Origin of the sequence: Dyadobacter sp. UC 10 (assembly GCF_008369915.1) — a bacterium.
Taxonomy (GTDB): Bacteria; Bacteroidota; Bacteroidia; order Cytophagales; family Spirosomataceae; genus Dyadobacter.
In genome coordinates this window covers 6,581,169-6,596,963 of the sequence record NZ_VSRN01000001.1, presented here as the reverse complement: position 1 = coordinate 6,596,963, position 15,795 = coordinate 6,581,169, and the positions used below count along the sequence as shown (strand labels likewise).

General features: G+C 45.7%; 18 protein-coding genes and 1 tRNA gene. 7 read left to right on the top strand and 12 right to left on the bottom strand.

All coding sequences use genetic code 11. The features are described 5' to 3' along the window. Positions 1–31: 31 nt before the first annotated feature. The gene (gene gldC, locus FXO21_RS27185) at positions 32–373 is read left to right on the top strand and encodes a gliding motility protein GldC (RefSeq protein WP_149643036.1); all 342 of its coding nucleotides are present in this window, start codon (positions 32–34) and stop codon (positions 371–373) included. Between the two features lie 81 nt (positions 374–454). On the opposite strand, the gene FXO21_RS27180 is transcribed toward gldC, so the two are convergent. The 5 genes from FXO21_RS27180 to FXO21_RS27160 all read right to left on the bottom strand — a co-directional run bounded on the left by FXO21_RS27180 (position 455) and on the right by FXO21_RS27160 (position 5,547). Next, on the bottom strand, positions 455–817 hold the full coding sequence (locus FXO21_RS27180; RefSeq protein ID WP_149643035.1) for an MmcQ/YjbR family DNA-binding protein: 363 nt from the start codon (positions 815–817) through the stop codon (positions 455–457). Continuing rightward, on the bottom strand, positions 814–993 hold the full coding sequence (locus FXO21_RS27175; RefSeq protein ID WP_149643034.1) for a DUF6728 family protein: 180 nt from the start codon (positions 991–993) through the stop codon (positions 814–816). Before FXO21_RS27175 ends, FXO21_RS27180 begins: the two co-directional genes overlap by 4 nt. A gap of 151 nt (positions 994–1,144) precedes the next feature. Continuing rightward, on the bottom strand, positions 1,145–3,151 hold the full coding sequence (gene ispG, locus FXO21_RS27170) for a (E)-4-hydroxy-3-methylbut-2-enyl-diphosphate synthase (RefSeq protein WP_149643033.1): 2,007 nt from the start codon (positions 3,149–3,151) through the stop codon (positions 1,145–1,147). 74 nt (positions 3,152–3,225) lie between these two features. After that, a complete protein-coding gene (locus tag FXO21_RS27165) occupies positions 3,226–4,317 on the bottom strand; it encodes a GHMP family kinase ATP-binding protein (RefSeq protein ID WP_149643032.1) in 1,092 nt (363 codons plus the stop codon). Positions 4,318–4,320: 3 nt separating this feature from the next. After that, positions 4,321–5,547: a sugar MFS transporter gene (locus tag FXO21_RS27160; protein WP_149643031.1), complete on the bottom strand. Its 1,227-nt coding sequence runs from the start codon at positions 5,545–5,547 to the stop codon at positions 4,321–4,323. Positions 5,548–5,890: 343 nt separating this feature from the next. Between FXO21_RS27160 and FXO21_RS27155 the strand changes: the two genes are divergently transcribed. Together FXO21_RS27155 and folE are read left to right on the top strand one after the other, a co-directional pair. After that, positions 5,891–6,307, top strand: coding sequence for a 6-pyruvoyl trahydropterin synthase family protein (locus FXO21_RS27155; protein WP_149643030.1), 417 nt, complete (start codon positions 5,891–5,893; stop codon positions 6,305–6,307). Beyond that, entirely contained in the window at positions 6,267–6,956 is a 690-nt protein-coding gene (gene folE / locus FXO21_RS27150) for a GTP cyclohydrolase I FolE (protein ID WP_192579344.1), read from the top strand. Before FXO21_RS27155 ends, folE begins: the two co-directional genes overlap by 41 nt. A 105-nt stretch (positions 6,957–7,061) precedes the next feature. On the opposite strand, the gene FXO21_RS27145 is transcribed toward folE, so the two are convergent. Continuing rightward, complete coding sequence (locus tag FXO21_RS27145; RefSeq protein WP_149643029.1) at positions 7,062–7,985, bottom strand: sugar phosphate isomerase/epimerase family protein; 924 nt, start codon at positions 7,983–7,985, stop codon at positions 7,062–7,064. 25 nt (positions 7,986–8,010) lie between these two features. Then, on the bottom strand, positions 8,011–9,024 hold the full coding sequence (locus FXO21_RS27140; protein WP_149643028.1) for a cation diffusion facilitator family transporter: 1,014 nt from the start codon (positions 9,022–9,024) through the stop codon (positions 8,011–8,013). 38 nt (positions 9,025–9,062) lie between these two features. On the opposite strand from FXO21_RS27140, the gene FXO21_RS27135 reads away from it, so the two are divergent. Beyond that, positions 9,063–9,617 carry an NUDIX domain-containing protein gene (locus FXO21_RS27135; RefSeq protein ID WP_149643027.1) on the top strand — a complete coding sequence of 185 codons (555 nt, stop codon included), beginning with the start codon at positions 9,063–9,065 and terminating at the stop codon, positions 9,615–9,617. 1 nt (position 9,618) lies between these two features. Continuing rightward, entirely contained in the window at positions 9,619–10,233 is a 615-nt protein-coding gene (locus FXO21_RS27130) for a LysE family translocator (RefSeq protein WP_149643026.1), read from the top strand. On the opposite strand, the gene FXO21_RS27125 is transcribed toward FXO21_RS27130, so the two are convergent. Beyond that, positions 10,234–11,799 carry a GH3 family domain-containing protein gene (locus FXO21_RS27125; RefSeq protein ID WP_149643025.1) on the bottom strand — a complete coding sequence of 522 codons (1,566 nt, stop codon included), beginning with the start codon at positions 11,797–11,799 and terminating at the stop codon, positions 10,234–10,236. A gap of 13 nt (positions 11,800–11,812) precedes the next feature. Further along, positions 11,813–12,580 carry a 5'/3'-nucleotidase SurE gene (gene surE / locus FXO21_RS27120; protein WP_149643024.1) on the bottom strand — a complete coding sequence of 256 codons (768 nt, stop codon included), beginning with the start codon at positions 12,578–12,580 and terminating at the stop codon, positions 11,813–11,815. A gap of 115 nt (positions 12,581–12,695) precedes the next feature. Here surE and FXO21_RS27115 point away from each other — a divergent pair, with 115 nt between their 5' ends. After that, entirely contained in the window at positions 12,696–13,187 is a 492-nt protein-coding gene (locus tag FXO21_RS27115) for a GNAT family N-acetyltransferase (protein ID WP_149643023.1), read from the top strand. Here the strand turns inward: FXO21_RS27115 and trhO are convergent. Then, positions 13,184–14,170, bottom strand: coding sequence for an oxygen-dependent tRNA uridine(34) hydroxylase TrhO (gene trhO / locus FXO21_RS27110; protein ID WP_149643022.1), 987 nt, complete (start codon positions 14,168–14,170; stop codon positions 13,184–13,186). The two genes, FXO21_RS27115 and trhO, sit on opposite strands and share 4 nt — an antisense overlap. A gap of 184 nt (positions 14,171–14,354) precedes the next feature. On the opposite strand from trhO, the gene FXO21_RS27105 reads away from it, so the two are divergent. Further along, positions 14,355–14,969, top strand: coding sequence for a deoxynucleoside kinase (locus FXO21_RS27105; RefSeq protein ID WP_149643021.1), 615 nt, complete (start codon positions 14,355–14,357; stop codon positions 14,967–14,969). A 10-nt stretch (positions 14,970–14,979) separates the two neighbouring features. On the opposite strand, the gene FXO21_RS27100 is transcribed toward FXO21_RS27105, so the two are convergent. After that, complete coding sequence (locus tag FXO21_RS27100; protein WP_225865886.1) at positions 14,980–15,462, bottom strand: hypothetical protein; 483 nt, start codon at positions 15,460–15,462, stop codon at positions 14,980–14,982. 153 nt (positions 15,463–15,615) lie between these two features. After that, positions 15,616–15,699, bottom strand: a tRNA-Leu gene (locus tag FXO21_RS27095). Positions 15,700–15,795: the final 96 nt, after the last annotated feature.

Sequence of the window (15,795 nt, the reverse complement as noted above, 5' to 3'; positions counted from 1 at the left end):
TGCTTACTTTTGCTGAAAATTAACACCTTGTATGAAAAAATCAGAAATACATTTCACCGTTGAACTCGACGATAAAAATATACCGGAAAAGATATTTTGGGATGCAACCGACAATCCGAATGAAGGTATCAACGACACCCGCGCCATCGCAATCGCCGTTTGGGACCATTACCACAGAGGTACCCTCAAAATCGACCTTTGGACAAAGGATATGGAGGTTTTTGAAATGAAGCGGTTCTATATCGAATTAATGAGCGGCATCGCGGACACCATGCTGACCGCAACGAACGACCGTGGAATGGCAGAAGCGATCGAAGGCCTGTGCGAAACGCTCAGCAAGAAGCTGGACGAAGAAATGAAGGCTGCAAAATAGTCTTCGGCAGCCGGGAGGGCCCGTGCGCTCAGACTGGCAAGTACTTGTTCCACGACGCACAGCCGGAGTGCATATGATTTGTTACTTTGAGCGCAACTGAAGTGTTTCCCGGTCTTTCTTTGGCAAACCCGCTACTACCAGATCGTAAGAGTCTTTAACCCACTGAAATAGTGTTTCGCTTGGAATGCTGCCTGTCACATTTACAGTATTCCAGTGCTTCTTGTTCATATGATATCCGGGCAATACGTCCGGATATTTTTCTCTCAGCTCCATTGCTTTTTCGGGATCGCATTTCGCATTAAACCCGAAACTCGGGGCGTCGAGCGAAGTGAGCAAAAAAACTTTTCCCTTTACTTTAAAAACCAATGTATCAGGCCCGAAAGGCAGCTCTTCGGTGACTCCCGGCAGATGAAGGCAATACTCGCGCAGCGTTTCTAAATTCATCTCGTAAGTGCTCTGACGATCATTACAATCACGCAAATCAGGAACATAATGATCGAAATGCGGTTGATTCCGTGCATCATGCGCAGGTTAAACGAGTCGGGGGAATTCGGGTCTTTTTTCTTAAAAACCCGGACGAAATAGTAAAAAACGTCACCCAGTTGAAAGTATTTTTTCATATAGCTTTTGGCTATTAGCTGTTAGCCGTTAGTTTTTTGGTTTAAACCCTAATTTTTTAAAAGTATGCTCTTTTTTTTAGCCGAGGTATTTACGCTGTAAAAATGCATCGCAGCGCCTAAAAGCTAACAGCTAACGGCTAATAGCCAAAAACTAAACATACACTTCTCTCTCCTCCGGTTCGATCCAGCGGCCATCTTCGCGAATCAGCTCTATCAGCTCCTCCACCGCTTTTGCAGCAGTTACCGATCTTTTGATCACTTCCTGGCCGCGGTAAAGCGCGATCTTATCTTTACCCATACCTACATAACCATAATCGGCATCGGCCATTTCACCGGGGCCGTTTACGATACAACCCATGATACCGATTTTTACACCCTTCAAATGCTCAGTATGTTTACGGATCATGGCGGTAGTTTCCTGCAAATCAAACAAGGTCCTGCCGCAGGACGGGCACGAAATGTATTCAGTTTTCGACATCCGGGTTCTCGCCGCCTGCAAAATTCCGAATGCGATATTGTTGTAAGCCGCCGCAATTGAGAGTCTGTCGTCGTGTAAGATATCCTCTGAAAATTCTGGGGACAAAATTGCGCCGTCGCCAAAACCGTCTACCAGTAAGCCGCCGATGTCCGTCGCTGAGTAAAGCGTAAGCTTGTCGCCAATATCGGTTTTATAAGTTCTCCGGATAATTACGGGCACTTTCACTTTCAGCTCCGTAAGTTTGTAAAAAAAGCGGCGCAGCTCCGGCATTGCGTGTTTGTTCTCCGTGAAAACTACCAGGACCACATTGCCTGCATCGCGTATGCTTTCCAGAAATACATGATCCAGCGAATGGATATTTCCTTTTATAAAATTGAGCTGCCCTGAGATTTGCTGCGCATCGCGACCCATCCATTCCTGTACCTGAAACAGCGGAAATTTGTTGGCTTTTTCAGGATGCAGTACCCATTGTTCGTAGTCTAAAATTTCTTTCAATCCATTCGGTAACATGAACGGGACCGGGTTTTTGGCGGTATAAATATAATCGGCGCCCAGATCGTTCATAGCCCATTTGTCGGGTACCGGCAAGAAAAAGTGGCCGATACTTTTCAAGTCGGCCAGGTTCTGGACCGGGATATTGGAATAATCGGCGATTACCCTCGGGACATTCAAATGCCCGATATTATTTACCTCCCGGGTTTCTCTTCTGGTATATTGAAATGGATTGATCGGACAATTTTCAATCGCCTCGATCGCCTCGTGCGGAACGCGGTTCGTATACCTTTCAATCAGGGCGCGCGCAACCGGTGCTTCTTTCTCAGGTGCTTCGGTCAGCGAAACGCGGACAGTATCTCCCAGCCCGTCTTCGAGCAAAGTACCGATACCAACTGCTGACTTAATGCGCCCATCCTCTGCTTCACCCGCTTCGGTCACGCCCAAATGCAATGGATATGGTTTCAAACCTTCCTCGTCGAGACGCTGCACCAGCAAACGATAAGCTTCCACCATCACCTGTGTGTTGCTGGATTTCATCGACAGGGCTATATTGAAGTAATTCAACTCTTCACAGATCCTCAGAAATTCAAGTGCAGATTCGACCATGCCCAGCGGTGTATCGCCGTAGCGGCTCAAAATCCTGTCGGACAGGGAACCGTGATTGGTACCGATGCGCATAGCGGTACCATATTCCTTGCAAATTTTAACCAGCGGAATAAATTTTTCCCTGATCCTTTCGAGTTCGGCCGCGTAGGAAGCGTCGGTATAATCTATGATCTCAAACCGCTTTTTATCAGCATAATTGCCCGGATTGATCCGCACTTTTTCCACGATCCTGGCAGCCAGCTCGGCTGCGTTGGGGGTAAAGTGAATGTCCGCGATCAATGGAACGTGAATGCCTATTTTACGCAAACCATTCCTGATATTTTCAAGGTTTTGGGCTTCTTTGACGCTGGGGGCAGTGATCCTCACATATTCACAGCCCGAATCTACCATCCTGATTACTTCATCAATAGAACCTTGCGTGTCCATTGTGTCCACCGTGGTCATGGACTGCACCCGGATAGGGTAGTCGGAGCCCATGGGAAGATCCCCGATATTGATGGTAATGGTTTTTCTGCGTTGATATGCTGTCAGCGATGGACAGTAAAGCTTACTTTTCGTTTCAGAAGGTGTGATGATCATGGAATTTTTAATGAGATCCAGCAGCCACAAAGGTCTGAAAAGAATAACACAATCGGAATTACAATCGTGCCTTTTTAGGGTTGCGCGTCTTCCAGTATAGTTCCTGAATCTACCGTAATAATATAGCTCTTACCGCCTTCTCTTTCAATTGCTTCTGCTACTTCTTCGGCCTTTTGGGGAGCGTAAACGAACATGCATCCTCCGCCGCCAGAGCCATTTATTTTCCCGCCCAGCGCGCCAGCCTGCAATGCCGCATCCATCATTTTTTCGATTTTAGGCGTTGAAGTCCGTTTGTAGTCGCGGAGATTTTTGTAGTGCCTGTAAAGCAAATTACCGAAGTCTTCGTCAAATGACCGATCAACAGCGCCCTCGATATTTTTGCTCAATAATAATTTCCCCTCTAGCAAAATATCCCGGTCGTCGATATTCGCTTTCAAAAGGCCCATTTCGTCATCTGAAAGGATATTCTGGTAGTCTGTCAAATGCTCAGTCGGCGTGCTGAAAATAGAAAATTGCGGATTAAAAGAAGTTACTTTCTTAATCACATCTTCCATTCCAAAACGGCACCTTGCCAGGATACCCAATGTGTCTTTCGGTTCCAAAGAATCGCCCAGCACGAAAGCGCCAAGTTTTGGCGTCAACGTCTCAACCCTGATTTCAGGCGTAGATTCAAGATAGATCACATTTCCGATAGCAGTAGAATAATGGTCCATCATACCTCCCGGTTCACCAAATTCAAGCACTTCTGCTGCATTCGCTATTTCACCGAGCTCCTTTTGAGAAAAATTAACCGGGTTGTCACTCATTTTATCCAGAAAATGAGCCCAGGAAACGATCAGCGCCGATGAACTTGAAGTACCTGAGTTGATCGGAATATTGCCATGTATGGTACATTCAAACCCTCTCGAAAAAACCAATCCTTTACGTTTCAATACATTGATAGTACTGCGGAAATAATCGCGCTGGATGACATAGGGAAAAGTATCCGAGAGCGAAAATTCCTCTCGTAATCCAAGGTCCGGTAGATGCAGAATTACTTTTTGGTCATTCCGGTAAGTGCCTTCTATACCTATTCTGCGCGAAATCGCCGCTGCTATGACTGGCAGTCCGAGATAATCCTGATGTTCACCAAAAAGACAAATGCGGCCGGGGGTGGAAATCCTCATTAGTTACCAGCTTTTCTTTTTGTGACCAAACAGGCCGAAATAGAGAATAAACAGGTAGAGCGGAAGCATGATCCAGTAAGCCTGCTGGGTGCTGCCGATCGAGTCGGCAACGCCGCCGTAAACCAGCGGGAGAATAGCGCCGCCGGAAATACCCATTACCAATAGCGCTGAGGCAGTTTTTGTGAATTTACCCAGTCCGCTGAGCGATAATGGCCATAATGCCGGCCAGATGACCGCATTCGCAAAACCGAGCACCGCAATGCAAAGCACCGAAGTGAAGCCCGTGGACATTACCGCCACCACCGTGACGATTACGCCTAATATCGCGCAGAATTTAAGGTATGCCTGCTGAGAAACGTACTTCGGAATCAATACCACACCCAGAATGTAACCGAACATCATACCATATAATGTATAGGTACCAAACAGCCTCGCTTCTTCTTCCGCAAAACCAAGGTCTATACCATAACTGATGATCGTATCTCCTGCAATTACCTCTACACCCACATAACAGAACAGTGCAATCACACCCATGACAAGGTTAGGAAATTGCAGCACACTGGTCTTATTTGCAACCACCTGAGACGACGGGCTTATCACCGGCTCTTCTTCCTCTTCGCTCACTTCTACCAATCCTTTTGAAAGGCGGATCATGATAGCAGTTGCGACGAGAACGAGCGTCAGCACGATATAGGGGGTAACGACTTTGTCCAGTTCATCTTTCGGGTCAATGGAAGAAGCGCCTGCCAGCAGCAATTGCCCGAATATCAGCTGGCTGATGACGCCGGCTGTTTTGTTGGCGATACCCATAATACTGATGCGCTGGGCAGCACTTTCGCGGGGGCCCAGGATCGTAACGTAAGGGTTTGAGGCAGTTTGCAAGACAGTCAGACCAATACCAATCGTAAACAGACCGACGAGAAATAATCCGTAAGACGCCATGGAAGCGGCGGGAATAAATATCAGAGTACCAGCTGCCATGACCAGCAGGGCGAGTGACATTCCGTTTTTGAACCCTGTTTTTTTCAGAACCATGGACGACGGAATCGCCATCAATGTATAGGAAATAAAGAATGCAAATGTGACGAGGTAAGAACTTGTATTGTCGAGCGAAAATGCCTTTTTGAAGAAACTGATCAGCGTTCCGTTGACCCAGGTGACAAAACCCATAATAAAGAAAATGACGCCAATGATCAGTAGGGGCATCAGGTAGCTATTTTTTTTGCTCATTTAAATAAGGATTAATTGGTTGTCCAGGGTTTATCGGTAATAAATTAAACTTTTTGTATACAATACTGCATATTCGCAATTAAGGCGCTCTTTATTCTGCGTTTCGCCGCAATTTACACGCATTAAGCAGTTTTTTAATTTTTTTACGATTTAAAAAAATCCGGTCACTTTCAATTACAGTTCTGATGAATTTGCATTGGTGTGAACATTTTATCCGGAAATGTGGTTAATCCAAAGCAAGTGACTCCGATGAGCATTTCACGCAGGCTCGAAGCTTTAAATGTGTTGGACACATACTTTGTTACGACATTTAAAGTGATTATCAATTTAAGTGATCTACAATATGGTGCAAAAGGTGGCTGTGTTCCGAAAGGAGCATTTCAATGCGGCTCATCGTCTTCATAACCCCGAATGGTCTGACGAAAAGAATGCTGCTGTTTTCGGTAAATGCAACAATCCCAATTTTCACGGCCACAACTATGAGCTGATCATTCAGGTGACAGGAGCGGTTAATCCCGAAACTGGTTATGTGATTGATATGAAAGTACTTAGTGAGATATTGAAAGAATTTGTGATCGACAGGTTTGACCATAAAAACCTGAACCTTGATGTAGCAGAATTCAAGTCCCTCAACCCTTCTGCTGAAAATATAGCAATCGTTATTTACTCCATTTTAAGACCAAAAATTGATTCAGGGCTCGACCTGAAAATCAGATTATATGAAACCGAACGGAACTTTGTCGAATATCCCGCCAACTGATCTTTTGGATTTGGAAGAAATTGGTGACGATCACGTATTTAACTCCATCGAAACACCGCTTCGAAAGGATGCTTTTGCCATGGAGGATGAGGTCAAAATGGAATTGATCGAAAAACATTTCAGGCATATTATGGAAATAATGGGCCTGGACATGACCGATGACAGCCTCAAAGGAACTCCAAAAAGGGTGGCCAAGATGTTTATCCAGGAGGTTTTTAGCGGACTGGATCCAAAAAACAAACCTGCGGTCACGCTTTTTGACAATAAATACAAATATGACCAGATGCTGGTCGAAAAGGATATTTCGGTATTCTCCAACTGCGAGCACCATTTTGTCCCTATCTACGGAAAGGCGCACGTGGCCTACATTTCAAGTGGTAAAGTGATCGGACTTTCGAAACTGAACCGGATTGTGGAATACTATTCTAAACGCCCGCAGGTTCAGGAAAGGCTGACCGTTCAGATCGCCAATGAATTAAAACAAGCCTTGCAGACCGAGGATGTAGCCGTGGTAATCGACGCCCAGCACATGTGCGTCCAGTCGCGCGGCATCAGAGATTCAGGCAGCTCCACAGTCACTGCCTACTACGGTGGGAAGTTTGAAAATGAGACGACTAAGAAGGAGTTTTTGAGTTATTTGGGGATGTGAAAAAAATAATTATTAAGTCATTTGTAGTCATTAGGTCATTTGTTGTTTTAGTGTAAAATGCAACGAATGACTCAATGACTATAAATGACAATCAATGACTACTCCCTAAACCATCGGTCCCACTCTTTCCAACAACGCTTTCGTGGCCTTAATACCTTCACGTTCCGAAAGCTTACTTCCTTCGTATTCGATTCCTGCGATGCCCTTGAAACCTGCGTCTTTAACGATTTTTAGGATCTTGGTATAATCTGTTTCGATACAGTTCCCTTTTTCGTCGAAATCGTAAGTTTTTGCGCTCACACCTTTTGCGAAAGGCATTAATTCTTTCGTGCCCTGGTATCTGTCGTAAGATTCTTCACACCCACCGGCTTTTCTCTTGATACAGAAATTACCGAAATCGGGTAGGGTACCAACGTTTTTCAAATTTACCTGCTTCATCACGCCAGACAGCCACTGGCCGTTTGAGGATGAGCCGCCATGGTTTTCAACGATCACATTGATCCCTGTTTTCTTTGCAAACTCTCCCAGTTTACCCAAACCTTCAACCGCCGCTTTGGCAATTTCTTCGTCTGAACCCTTTCCGAACGCATTCACACGGATGGTCTTGCAGCCGAGATACTTAGCCGCCTCAACCCACTTGTAATGGTTTTCAACTGCTTTGTTACGAACCGCAGCGTCCAGTTCGCCCAATCCGCCTTCGCCGTCGATCATGATCAGGTGCGCTGTGACACCGTTGTCTTTTTGTCTTTTTATTAGATCATTCAGGTAGGTTTTGTCCTCAGCTTTGTCTTTAAAAAACTGGTTTACATACTCCACAATCGATATTCCGAATTCTTTCTTAGCCAGTTCCGGGAAGTCCATGTTTGTCAGTTTTTTGGCAAACAATTCTTTGTGAAGTGACCATTCAGCGAGGGAAATGTCAAACCAAAGCTTCTTGGCAGGCTCAGCAGCAAAAAGATCGGTAAAGGTGGTTGCAGCAAGCGCAGTCGCTCCTGCCTGTTTAAGAAAATCGCGTCGTGAAACGTACATTTTTGGTAGAATTTAGATTAAAAGTTTATTCTTGAATATTGATCTTGGCCTCTGTATAGAGCTTTTCATTCTTCACCAGCTTCGCCGAATCCCACTCAATGTCCTGCACAAAAGCGTGCTGGCGTACCGGGCAATCGTCGATCCTGCAAAAATAGCAGCATTGAAACAGGCAGGGATCGGCATGAACGAAAATCTCCGTCTCGCCTGTGTGGTTACTTTTCAGGGTATTTTCAAAGTTATGAATTGTTTCGTGCACTTTCTGAAGTTCCCAGTAATAGGGCAGCGTCAGATGGCAGTCTATATGCAGATCAGAACCATATTGCTGCACGCGCAGGTTGTGAACGTCGATCCAGTCCGGTTTCTTGTTCGTCTTTAACGTTTGCACCACTTTTTCCAGCAATATTTCGTCTGTCGCGTCCATCAAGCCTGCGACTGATTTACTGGCTAGCTGCAAACCGTTATATGCCAGAAATACCCCGAAAAGCAGGGAAGCGACGCTGTCAATCCAGGCATATCCCGTCAGTATAATCAACCCAACGCTCAATATCAGCACCATACTGCTAATACTGTCCGACATTAAATGCCTTCCGTCTGCGATCAATGCCAGCGAATTTGCCTTTTTACCCTCGGTCAGCAGCTTGTAGCCGATAATAGTATTAACAAGGATCGTAAATAATATAAAGCCTGATCCCTGCAGCAGATTCTGAATAGGGGCGGGATTCATGAGCCGCTGAATAGCCTCTATAATAATGAACAGCGAAGCGATTACGATGAGCGCACCTTCGAATCCGGCTGAAAAAAACTCAATTTTCCCATGCCCGTACGGGTGATTTCTGTCTTTGGGCTGGGCGGAAAGGTAAATACTGTAAAACGCAAAACCGCTGGCGATTACGTTGATAATCGATTCCAGCGCGTCGCTTAAAATCGCATTTGAAGAGGTAAGATAGTAAGCGAAAAATTTCAGTCCTGTCAGCAGAATGCTGGCTATAAAAGACAGCAGTATGAGACGTTGTTTGCGCTTATTTTGGTTTATTTGCATCTGGGATCTGAAATTCCGATCCTAAAATTACTAAGAAAATGCGGGTTATGTCCACAGAAAATAACTGGAAAACACTTTCGTCTCAAACTGTCTATGAAAATGCCTGGCTCGAATTAAGTCACCGGGACGTGATCAATCCTTCCGGCAACAAGGGCATTTACGGGTTGGTAAAATTTAAGAATCAGGCGATTGGCGTCATACCTGTGGACGAAGAAGGGAACATTTATCTGGTCGGACAATATCGGTATGCGATCGACGAATATTCCTGGGAAATTCCGGAAGGCGGCGGCGTTTTAGGTGCCGACGGACTCGATGCTGCCAAACGTGAGCTCAAAGAGGAAACCGGATTGGTAGCCGCAAAATGGACGACACTAGCCCGTATTCACACTTCAAATTCTGCAACAAACGAAGAAGGGTTCCTATATATAGCCGAAGAGCTTTCGCAGCAGGAGGCCGAACCCGAAGAAACGGAGGATCTGCAGGTCAGGAAAGTGCCGCTGGCCGAGGCTGTGGAGATGGTCATGCGCTCCGAGATCACAGATTCCCTGTCAGTCTGCGCAATTCTGATGACTGCCAGATTGAAGGGAATCTGATATGCTGGAATCGCTATTCTACGGGACGCTTACCGGCATTGCATTGTGCCTGACTTTTGGGACTGTTTTCTTCTCACTGGTGCAAAACAGTGTTGACAATGGGTTCTGGACTGGCGTCAAGATCGCGTTCGGCGTTTTCGTGTGCGATATTATCTTCGTTTTCTTCGCCATTTTCGGGACTGCACTGCTCCCGGATATTCCCAATTTCAAACAATATATGGCGGGTGCCGGCGTGGTGTTCCTCGTAATTCTGGGATTAAGTAACCTCATTAAAGGACAACCCAGGATCGCTTATCCGCAAACCAGCCTTGGAAACCTGGTCTACTATTTCACTACCGGTTTTTTGTTAAATGGATTGAATCCCGTGAATTTTATCAGCTGGGTAACGATTGCGTCCTATATCCGGACCAACTTACATTACGATATGAACCAGGTGTTACTTTTCTTCGGGGCGAGCGTGGTGGCTGTATTTTTGGTGGAATGCGGTATTGCATTCTCCGCGCAGCGGCTCAAAAGACTTTTCACGCCGCGGGTCGTGACGGTATTTAACAAAGTGACAGGCGTGGTTTTTATTCTCATCGCCTGTCAGATCGCTTATACCAATTTCATAAAATAGCTATTCAGCTGAATATCCCTGACTTTTCAGGAAGCCTTTCCAATCGTCGATCAGGAAGTTTTTGAAAACGCGGGGGAATTTATGCTGCCCGCCCATTTTACCTTTTGATTTCATCCAGTCGTAAAAAACCTGGTTAGGTAACACATTTACGAATATTTCCTGCAATGCATGACGCCGTTCCACCGCGTAGTCATCGTTGAGTTCAGATAATTTTGCGTCCAGCTTAGTTTTCAAGAGCTCCGTATCCACATCCTTTTCCTCTACACCGATATACCATTGGTGCGCGAACATCGTACCGTGCTCCACGCCGCTCACCGTGAATTCTTTCACGGTTAAGCCCATTTCGTCGGAAACCAGGTCGATCGCCTTGTTCATATTATCTACCGAAAGGTGCTCGCCGCAGAGACTGAGATAATGCTTGGTCCGGCCGGTAATGACAATTTCGCCTTTTGTTTTATCAATAAACTTCACCGTATCGCCGATCAGGTAGCGCCAGGCTCCAGCGCATGTGGAAAGCAGCAACGCATATTCCTTGCCTTCCTCCACCTGATCGATCATCAACGTTTCAGGGTTAGCCTGCAAAGTCCCTTCCGAATCGAAATTTTCCTGAGTGAACGGGATAAATTCAAAGAATAAACCGTTATCGCACACCAGTTCCATTCCCTGTGCGCCGGGACGGGTTTGATAAGCAATAAATCCTTCTGAGGCGAGGTAGGTATTAATGTAGATCAATGGTCTGGCCAGCAGCTTTTCAAATCCCTTTCGATAAGGTTCAAAAGAGACGCCGCCGTGACCAAAAACGCGCAGGTTGGGCCAGATATCGTGAATCGTTTTGACTTTATAATGGTCAATGATCTTTTCCATTAAAAGCTGGATCCAGGCTGGTACGCCCACTACAAAACCAATATCCCACTCGTGCGCCTGCTTGGTAATCTCTTCGAGCTTCAACGCCCAGTCTTTTTGGGCAGCGATTTTTTCACCGGGCTTGTAATACGGACGGAACCAATAGGGGATCTGTTTTGCCTGAATCCCACTCAGATCGCCCTCGAAATGCTTTTCCTGATCGTTGAGGTTGGTACTTCCGCCGAGCATTAAGAATCCTTTTTCGTACAAATCGTCGGGAAGGTCTTTGTAGTTACCGAGTGACAGGATCTGGCGGATACTCGTTTTTTGCATGGCCCGGGACATCGCTTTAGTCACCGGAATATGCTTGGTAGACGCCTCTGAAGTGCCTGAGCTCAATGCGTAATACTTGATCTGCCCTGGCCAGCAAACATCTTTTTCGCCTTTAACCGATTTATGCCACCATTCACTGAAAATCTTATTATAGTCGTAAACCGGCACCGAACGTTTGTATAGCTCGTAAAACGCCCCTTTTTCACCAAAAAGAATAGAAGAAAGAAGCTCGTCGAAATTGAATTTCTCACCGAATTCCGTGTACCGCGCTTTTGCGAGCAATTTGGCCAGTGTCTTCTTTTGCTGTTGATGCAGCGATGCTTTCTTTCTGTTAGCGAATATGTTGCTGTAATGAATGCCCCGCTTTAATATGCTGCCTACTAATGCCATAGCTGATAGTTGATTATAGATCCCAGGTAGAAAGCTGATTAAGAGCCTCGTAGCCTGTTAGATCATATTGACAAGGGACAACCGAAACATAATTGTTTTCAAGCGCCCAGACATCCGTATCTTCTTTTTCTGTATCAAAATTCACAAACTCACCCGCCATCCAGAAATAACCCCGACCGTTCGGGTCGACGCGGTAGTCGAATTTCTCCTGCCATTTTGCATGGGCCTGTCGGCACACTTTAATTCCCTTTAAAGGCAAATCACTTTTAGCCGGAATATTTACATTTAAAGCAATGCCATTCGGTATCCCGTTCTTGATCGCTTCTTCGGTAATCGATTTTATAAAAGGTATTCCATGACTGAAATCGGCATCCTCCCGAAAGTCACACAACGAAAATCCGATTGCGGGAATCCCTTCGATCGCTGCCTCGATCGCCGCCGACATGGTGCCTGAATAAAGCACATTGATCGAATTGTTACTTCCGTGATTGATCCCACTTACAACGAGGTCTGGCTTCCGGTCCAGCAGAATATGGTGTTTCGCAATCTTCACACAGTCTGCCGGGGTGCCTGAGCATTCGTATTCATCTACATTTTCAAAAATATGCGTGGAATACAATCTCAAAGGCTCACCAATTGTAATGGCATGTCCCATTCCCGACTGCGGGCTGTTCGGAGCAACAACTACCACTTCGCCCAGCTCCTGCATAATCTCAACCAGTGTCCGGATTCCCTTGGAAGTGATCCCGTCGTCATTAGTAACTAAAATGAGGGGTTTCATATATTTCTACTTATCGGAAACGGGCAGACTGACGCGCCGCTGCTGCGATGAAGTAATGGTGGTTTTTAGGTTAATAAATATTTATTTGCAGTTTTAAGCGCCAAATTTAAGCAATATGCCTGCATTCTCAATAAAGCATGCTACCGTAGCCGACATCCCGGAGATCATTGCAATCCAGGAAAAAACCTGGGAACCTACTTATGGTGAAATCCTTAGCAAGGATCAGATCGACTATATGTTCAACAAAATATATTCTCCCGAAGCGTTAAAAGAACAAATGCTGACGGGCCAGCATTTCCTGATGTTATTGAATGGAGCGAATCCGGAAGGTTTTGCATCCGTGGCCGAGGAAGAACCTGAAAAGTTTAAATTACATAAAATATATGTACTTCCTTCCACGCAGGGAACGGGCGCGGGGAAATTCCTGCTGCAAGCGGCTGAAAACTACGTAAGCGGCGCAGGGGGAAAAGTGATAGCGCTCAATGTAAACCGGTATAACAAGGCGAAAAGCTTTTACGAGAAGCAGGGCTACGCGATAATTGCCGAAAAGGACATTCCGATCGGACCGTATTGGATGAATGATTTTATCCTCGAAAAAGTACTCTAAAGCGGCTGCGTCTGCTGCGCCAGCTTCATTTTTTTGATATTCTTTTTCTGACTTTTCAGTCCCTGCAGGGGATGGTAATGATTGCTCTGGCTTACGTAATAGCCCGTTCCGTCATAGGTACGCTTTCCGGGATGCGCCTTGCATTCCGCTGAGCAGGCGCCTTCCATTTCTTCCCCGCATTTTTCACAAACCGGCACGTGGGTGTTGCATTCTGCATTGGCGCAGTTGATCATGCGGTCACAGGGTTCGTTGCAGATGTGGCATTTGGAAATTACCGTCGGATTTATCCTGTTCACATCCACGGTAATCCGGTTGTCGAACACGTAGCATTTGCCGTCGAAATTTTCGCCGCCTTCTTCCAGTCCGTAACGGATGATACCGCCGTGGAGCTGGTAAACGTCAGTAAATCCCTGGTCGAGGAGGTAGGCACTGGCTTTCTCACATTTGATCCCGCCGGTACAGTACGTGACGATTTTTTTGTCTTTCAGATGCTCGATTTCATGAATATGATCGGGCAGCTCGCGCAGGTTATGCATGTCAAATGTGATCGCGCCTTTGAACTTGCCCACTTCATGTTCGTAATCCGAGCGCATATCTACCAGTACCACGTCCGGATCGTTGATCAGCTTTTTGAATTCTGCCGGTTCAAGGTGTTTTCCTGTTTTTTCCAGGGGATTTACAGGCAGATCAGAATTCACGATCTCGTCCTTTACCCGCACGTGCAGTTTCTGGAAAGCCATTTTATCATGCTCCTCAATCTTAAATTGAACATGCCTGAAACGCTCGTCAGATTTTACATAATGCATGTATGCGTCGCAATCCGCCGGTGTGCCGGACACAGTCCCGTTCAATCCTTCCGGCGCCACAATGATCCGGCCCAAAAGGTTGTGCTGCACACAAAATACATGGTGCTCGTCCCGATAAGTTTCGGTATCCGCAATAGGAGAATAGCAGTAATATAAAATAACCCTGAAAGGCTTCATTTCAATAGTATTGATAAATTGGGAAGAGGAAAAATACTGATCGGCGCGGCCCTTTCCTCTAAAATCGAGTGCAAATATACGAATAACACAACTTCAACGAAAATCAGAAAGCGGCAGTTCGAACTCGACCGAAATACATACTTTTGCAGCTGGCTCACATGTTTTAACTTCAATACTGACTTTTATGCACCTTGCGATCATCGGTAATATTGGCGCCGGAAAAACCACGCTGACCCAGATGCTGGGCGAATATTATAAATGGGATGTAATGTACGAAGCAGTAGAAGGCAACCCTTACCTGGCAGATTTTTATCAGGATATGGATCGCTGGGCATTTAATCTTCAGATATTCTTCCTCAACAGCCGGTTCGCTCAGGTTCAACAGATTCGCGCTACTACGTATTCTACGATTATCCAGGACCGCACCATTTACGAAGATGCCTATATTTTTGCACGAAATCTTTATGAATCGGGCGTAATGACGGAGCGGGATTACCAGACTTACCAGCTTCTTTTCCGGTCTATCATCAACACAGTGTCCCAGCCTGACCTGCTGATTTATTTGAAAGCTGATATTCCCAAATTGGTTTCACAGATCAAAAAGCGGGGGCGTAAGTTCGAGACAGATATTTCGACGGAGTATCTATCCAATCTGAACCGCTATTACGAAGATTTTGTGAAGCATTACGATCATGGGAAAATCATTGAGATCGATGTTAACCAAATGGATTTCGCCGCAAACCCGGAAGATTTCAATACAATTGTCGCCCTTCTGAATAAAGAGCTGTTTTATATTTGAATTCTGCGACTTATTTGAGGCATAGTAATCCTTTGCGGATCAGATTGTTACTGGAAGCGCTGACGAGGAAAATACGTTTTTCTTCCGGAAGGATAATTTCGATGCGCTGCGTTCCACCCATTTTCTGCATTTCCTTAAGAGTGAGCGGGGAGGTGAGCGTAAAGGAAGTAAACCAGCGGCTGCGGTCGGAAGAGGTGGTAAAAAGCGAAAAATTGCCCGCAGTCGAAATGAAACGGATCTCGGTAAACATCCGGGCATGGAATACCAGGTCCAGGTCCTCATTATGGTAACTGAAAAGTCGCTCTTCCCCCGTTCGCGAAAGCGTCAGGTACTCCCGGTCTCCTTTCAGGGGGATTTGATGATAATGTACCTTTTGATCATTCGACTCACTGATCTTTTCCTTGCACTGACCGGATGTTTTGTTGGAGGCAAGAAGTATCAGGAAGGCAGTGGTAAAAGGCAGGACCGTAGTGAGGTAAAATTGTCTTTTCAAACGACTGTGGGTTGAGTAAGGGTTGAGACAGAAGTTAAATAAAAAGCTACCAATTCGGGTTGGCAATTAATACTAAGGGATTCAAAAGCCGATTTCTACCCAAAACCTGAAACAAAAAAAGTGCGCTGATTGCTCAAACGCACTTTTAAAATGTGACCAGAAGGAGAGTCGAACTCCTATACCCAAACGGGCACTACCCCCTCAAAGTAGCGTGTCTACCAATTCCACCACCTGGCCGCTAATTGGATGCAAAAGTAATATTTAAATAATACCCCGCAAGCACGATTTTCAGGTTTTTTAATCCTGTATATATATTGAAGAGTCTTCACACGG

Bases quoted from the DNA above. Each gene is read 5' to 3' on its own strand.
- FXO21_RS27165 (WP_149643032.1), bottom strand. From the start codon at position 4,317: ATGAGGATTTCCACCCCCGGCCGCATTTGTCTTTTTGGTGAACATCAG.
- surE (WP_149643024.1), bottom strand. From the start codon at position 12,580: ATGAAACCCCTCATTTTAGTTACTAATGACGACGGGATCACTTCCAAG.
- FXO21_RS27115 (WP_149643023.1), top strand. From the start codon at position 12,696: ATGCCTGCATTCTCAATAAAGCATGCTACCGTAGCCGACATCCCGGAG.
- FXO21_RS27155 (WP_149643030.1), top strand. From the start codon at position 5,891: ATGGTGCAAAAGGTGGCTGTGTTCCGAAAGGAGCATTTCAATGCGGCT.
- FXO21_RS27145 (WP_149643029.1), bottom strand. From the start codon at position 7,985: ATGTACGTTTCACGACGCGATTTTCTTAAACAGGCAGGAGCGACTGCG.
- FXO21_RS27175 (WP_149643034.1), bottom strand. From the start codon at position 993: ATGAAAAAATACTTTCAACTGGGTGACGTTTTTTACTATTTCGTCCGG.
- ispG (WP_149643033.1), bottom strand. From the start codon at position 3,151: ATGATCATCACACCTTCTGAAACGAAAAGTAAGCTTTACTGTCCATCG.
- trhO (WP_149643022.1), bottom strand. From the start codon at position 14,170: ATGAAGCCTTTCAGGGTTATTTTATATTACTGCTATTCTCCTATTGCG.
- FXO21_RS27135 (WP_149643027.1), top strand. From the start codon at position 9,063: ATGCGGGTTATGTCCACAGAAAATAACTGGAAAACACTTTCGTCTCAA.
- FXO21_RS27140 (WP_149643028.1), bottom strand. From the start codon at position 9,024: ATGCAAATAAACCAAAATAAGCGCAAACAACGTCTCATACTGCTGTCT.
- FXO21_RS27105 (WP_149643021.1), top strand. From the start codon at position 14,355: ATGCACCTTGCGATCATCGGTAATATTGGCGCCGGAAAAACCACGCTG.
- FXO21_RS27180 (WP_149643035.1), bottom strand. From the start codon at position 817: ATGAATTTAGAAACGCTGCGCGAGTATTGCCTTCATCTGCCGGGAGTC.
- FXO21_RS27125 (WP_149643025.1), bottom strand. From the start codon at position 11,799: ATGGCATTAGTAGGCAGCATATTAAAGCGGGGCATTCATTACAGCAAC.
- FXO21_RS27130 (WP_149643026.1), top strand. From the start codon at position 9,619: ATGCTGGAATCGCTATTCTACGGGACGCTTACCGGCATTGCATTGTGC.
- folE (WP_192579344.1), top strand. From the start codon at position 6,267: ATGAAACCGAACGGAACTTTGTCGAATATCCCGCCAACTGATCTTTTG.
- FXO21_RS27160 (WP_149643031.1), bottom strand. From the start codon at position 5,547: ATGAGCAAAAAAAATAGCTACCTGATGCCCCTACTGATCATTGGCGTC.
- gldC (WP_149643036.1), top strand. From the start codon at position 32: ATGAAAAAATCAGAAATACATTTCACCGTTGAACTCGACGATAAAAAT.